The organism is Saccharomonospora halophila 8 (assembly GCF_000383775.1).
Taxonomy (GTDB): Bacteria; Actinomycetota; Actinomycetes; order Mycobacteriales; family Pseudonocardiaceae; genus Saccharomonospora; species Saccharomonospora halophila.
On sequence record NZ_KB912489.1, the window covers coordinates 3,418 to 7,178 of the forward strand.

General features: G+C 73.1%; 3 protein-coding genes and 1 tRNA gene. 1 reads left to right on the forward strand and 3 read right to left on the reverse strand.

Features of this window, described 5'->3' with window-relative positions; all coding sequences use genetic code 11:
* The coding region (locus tag SACHA_RS20040; RefSeq protein ID WP_019807225.1) for a PQQ-dependent sugar dehydrogenase at positions 1 to 2,246 on the reverse strand (2,246 nt) is incomplete at its 3' end.
* Between the two features lie 172 nt (positions 2,247 to 2,418).
* On the opposite strand from SACHA_RS20040, the gene SACHA_RS0103435 reads away from it, so the two are divergent.
* On the forward strand, positions 2,419 to 3,222 hold the full coding sequence (locus SACHA_RS0103435) for an alpha/beta hydrolase (protein ID WP_019807227.1): 804 nt from the start codon (positions 2,419 to 2,421) through the stop codon (positions 3,220 to 3,222).
* 120 nt (positions 3,223 to 3,342) lie between these two features.
* On the opposite strand, the gene SACHA_RS0103440 is transcribed toward SACHA_RS0103435, so the two are convergent.
* Both SACHA_RS0103440 and SACHA_RS20045 read right to left on the reverse strand, forming a co-directional pair.
* A tRNA-Ser gene (locus SACHA_RS0103440) sits at positions 3,343 to 3,430 on the reverse strand.
* A 24-nt stretch (positions 3,431 to 3,454) separates the two neighbouring features.
* Positions 3,455 to 3,761 (reverse strand): nucleoside deaminase (locus SACHA_RS20045; protein WP_019807229.1); only part of this gene is annotated, 307 nt, incomplete at its 5' end.

Here is a 3,761-nt window from a genome sequence, read left to right on the forward strand (position 1 = left end):
CGCCGCCCGGCGGCCTTCCGGCCGGATTCGGACGGCACGGCGTGCTCGGCGAGCACGTCGAGCAGTTCGGCCGGGAGTCCGTCCGGCCCGATCAGCGCGTCGAGCGGACCGTCGGCCGCCGACGCCGTGTCGGTCGACAGTTCGGGCGGCTCCTCACCCGGAGCGAGGTAGTGGGCGGTCAAGGTGAGGTCGTCGGCGGGCATGGTGAACGTCCGGACGCGGTCGGTCGCGCCGTCCTCCTCCCAGTGGTGAAAGGTGGACTCGCCGTCCGTCGCGGTCCGGGCCGCGGCCACGCTGACCGTGGCACCCTCGGTGACCCACGCCGAGCTGGTCGTCCCTCCGGCGTCGTCCCCGTCCCCCTCGCTGGCGATCTCCAGCGCCGCGGGCACGTTGCCGGTCAGGGTCAGCCGGTGTTCCCTCGGCTCCGCCACGTAGGTGTAGGTGGTGCTCACCCCGGCCTCGTCGGTGGCGGTGGCGGTCAGTTCCATGTGCGAGTCGGGGTGGTCGGTGAAGGGGATCGAGAAGGACCGCCCGTTTCCGGAGCCGGTGGGATGCGCGTGACAGGTGGCGTCCTCGGGACAGTGCACCACCGTGGCCTCCCAGTGCAGCGGCAGCCGTCCGTCCTCGGCGTCGGTGGCCCGCGCCGAGACGCGGACGGGGTCCCCGACCGCGTAGGTTTCGTCCTCGCGGACGTCCGCCTCGATCCGGGGGGTGTGGTTACCCGGGGCGACGGTGATCTCCGTACGGTCCACGGCTCCCGCGGGGTCGGTGACCGTGAGCGTGGCGGTGGCGGAGTCGATCCCCTCGGCGTAGGTGTGCCGCGCCCGCACCCCGGAGGCGGTCTCCCCGTCCCCGAACTCCCACCCGTAGGTCAGCAGGTCGCTGTCGTGGTCGGTGGAGCCGGAGGCGTCGAAGGTCACCGTGCGGCTCTCCGGGTCGGTGTCGACGTCGGCGTGCGCGCTCGGGGCCCGGTTGCCACCCACGTACGTGAGCCGCTTGAGCGTCCCGGAGCCGATGTCGGCGTAGACGATGTCGCCGTTCGCCGCGGTGCCGAAGCTGACCGGCCTGCCGACGTCGGTGCCCAGCGGCGGGCTCTCCGGTGCGCGGGACAACCTGCCCTGGTCGTCGTAGCGCAACGTCCACAGTTTGCCGTGGGCGTAGTCGCCGAAGAAGTACGCGCCCCGGTACCGCTCCGGATAGCTCGTGCCGGTGTAGACCACACCGCCGGTGACGCTGTTGGCGTTGTCCGCGCCCTCCCCGTGCCGCAGGCTCACCAGCGGCCCGGTGTTGTCCGCGTCCGCGCAGCCGGGGAGCTCCCGGTAGCCGGGGGTGCGGGCGGTGCCCTCCCAGCACGGCCAGCCGTAGGTCCGGCCCGGACGCACGAGGTTGATCTCCTCCCAGGTGTTCCAGCCGACGTCGCCCACGAGCGGCAGGCCGGTGCGCGGGTCCAGGGAGAGGCGGAACGGACTGCGGAAACCCCCCGCGAAGACCTTGCTGCGGGCGGAGTCGGGGGCGGCCGGGTCGTAGAACGGGTTGTCCGGGACGCCCCGGCCGTCCGCGTCGAGATGCAGGATCTTGCCCTGCACCACCGACGGGTCCTGGGCCCGCAGGGCCTGCGGGTCCACCTCGGTGTAGTCGGCCACGTCGCCCACCGAGACCCACAGCGTGCCGTCGGGGTCCGGCACGATGCCGGTGATCCCGTGCACGACCGCGTCACCGGGGATGCGGAGCAGTTCGGTCTCGTCGGTCAGCCCGGTCGGCTCGTCCGCGCCGGTGACGCGCCAACGCGCCAGGGTGAGGTCGAAGGACCCGTCCCCGGTGGGCACCGACCGGGCCAGATAGACGTGCCGGGTGGTCCCGTAGTCGACGGCCGCGGCGAGCCCGAGCAGCCCCATGTCCTGGACGCCGACGACGGGCAGGTCGCGCAGCGTGCGGCTGCGGGCACCGTCGGCCGACACCCAGGCGACGGTGCCCTCCTTGCCGCTGGTGAGCACGCCACCGTCCGGCAGGTGGGCGAAGTCGGTGAGCTTGCCCGGAGCCTGTCCGGCGGGCAGGCTCCGCAAGGTGAACCCGGACGGCAGTTCGGGGGCCGCCGACCCGGACGCCGATCGGCCGGGGGGCCCGGCCCCGGGGTCCGGATCCGGACCGGAGTGCGCGGAGGCGACGACGGACAGACTCGCCGCCACCAGTCCGGCGACGGTGACGGCGAGGAGACGGACGACAGTACGGTTCCCAGGGGACCACATACCGGCACTGTCGACCGCCTTTCCGGGATTGTTTCCGGGGACACGCCGTTCGTGTCAGTACGGCACCCGGCCGCGTGAACTACGCCGCCCGATCAGGCGACTTGCCGTCCGCGGGCACCCAGCGGTCACGGCGTGCGGCGGGCCGTGCCGGAAGGTCGGGTAGTTTGCGCACATGATCGCGAGCGAACACGTCGTCCTCGTCCACGGGACGTGGATGCGCGGGTCCCACTGGACCGAAGCCCGGCAGGCGTTCGAACAGCGCGGCTTCACCGTGCACACGCCGAGCCTGCGCCACCACGACCTCCCGCTGCTGGCGGGGTCGCTGCCGATGGCCTCGGTGAGCCTGGCGGACTACACCGACGACCTCGCCGAACTGGCGCGGTCGCTGGACCGGCCGCCGCTGCTGGTGGGGTTGTCGATGGGCGGACTGCTCGCCCAGCTCGTGGCGGCGCGGGTACCGCACGCGGGCGTCGTGGCCGCGTGTCCGGCCCCGGCGGCGGGCGTGTTCGGGATGTACCCGAACACCGTCCGGCTGTTCGGCAGCCACTACCTCCAGCCGCGTCCCTGGGACAAGCCGCTCTACCCCACCTGGCACCGGCTGCGCTGGGGGGCGGCGCACACCCAGGACGAGGACTACGTCCGCGGGCTGTACTCCGACCTGGTCTGCGAGTCGGGCCGGGCCTACTGCGAGATGGCCTTCCCGTTCCTCGACCCGCGCGGGGCCGCCACCGTGGACTTCGACGCGGTCACCGGGCCGGTGCTGGCGATCGGCGGCGAACGGGACCGGATGATCTCGCCGAGGATTCCGCGCGCCACGGCCCGGCGGTACCGGCGCGGCAGCTACGTCGAGATCCCCGGGGCGGACCACATGGTGCTGATGGGCAACCGGCTGCACGTCACGATGCGGCGCATCGACGAGTGGCTGACCCGCGAGCGCGTGTTCGACCCGGCACCGGGGACAGGGTCGGCCGCCTGACCTCCGGCCGCACGGTCGAACCGGGGCACACCGACGCACCGGGGCACACAGCAACGACAGGGCGACACAGCGAAACGGCGCCGGGTCCGCGGAATCACCCGCGGACCCGGCGCCGTGCCGTGGCGGTAGCGGTGGGATTCGAACCCACGGAGGTGTTACCCTCACGCGATTTCGAGTCGCGCTCCTTAGGCCGCTCGGACACGCTACCGCTGAATACTGTACTGGAGGGTGTTCACCGATCCGACGAGGGGGGCACCCCCGGCTCGGTGAGGTCGGCCCCGCCCCGCCGACTGGCGAAGAACTCGTCCAGCAATGCCGCGCACTCGTCGGCGAGCACCCCGCCGAGCACCTCGGGGCGGTGGTTGAGCCTGCGGTCGCGGACCACGTCCCACAGCGAACCGACCGCACCGGTGCGCGGCTCCCACGCGCCGAACACCACCCGGGACACCCGCGCGAGCACGAGCGCGCCCGCGCACATCGTGCACGGCTCCACGGTGACCGCGAGGGTGCAGCCCGCCAGCCGCCACCCGTCACCGTGC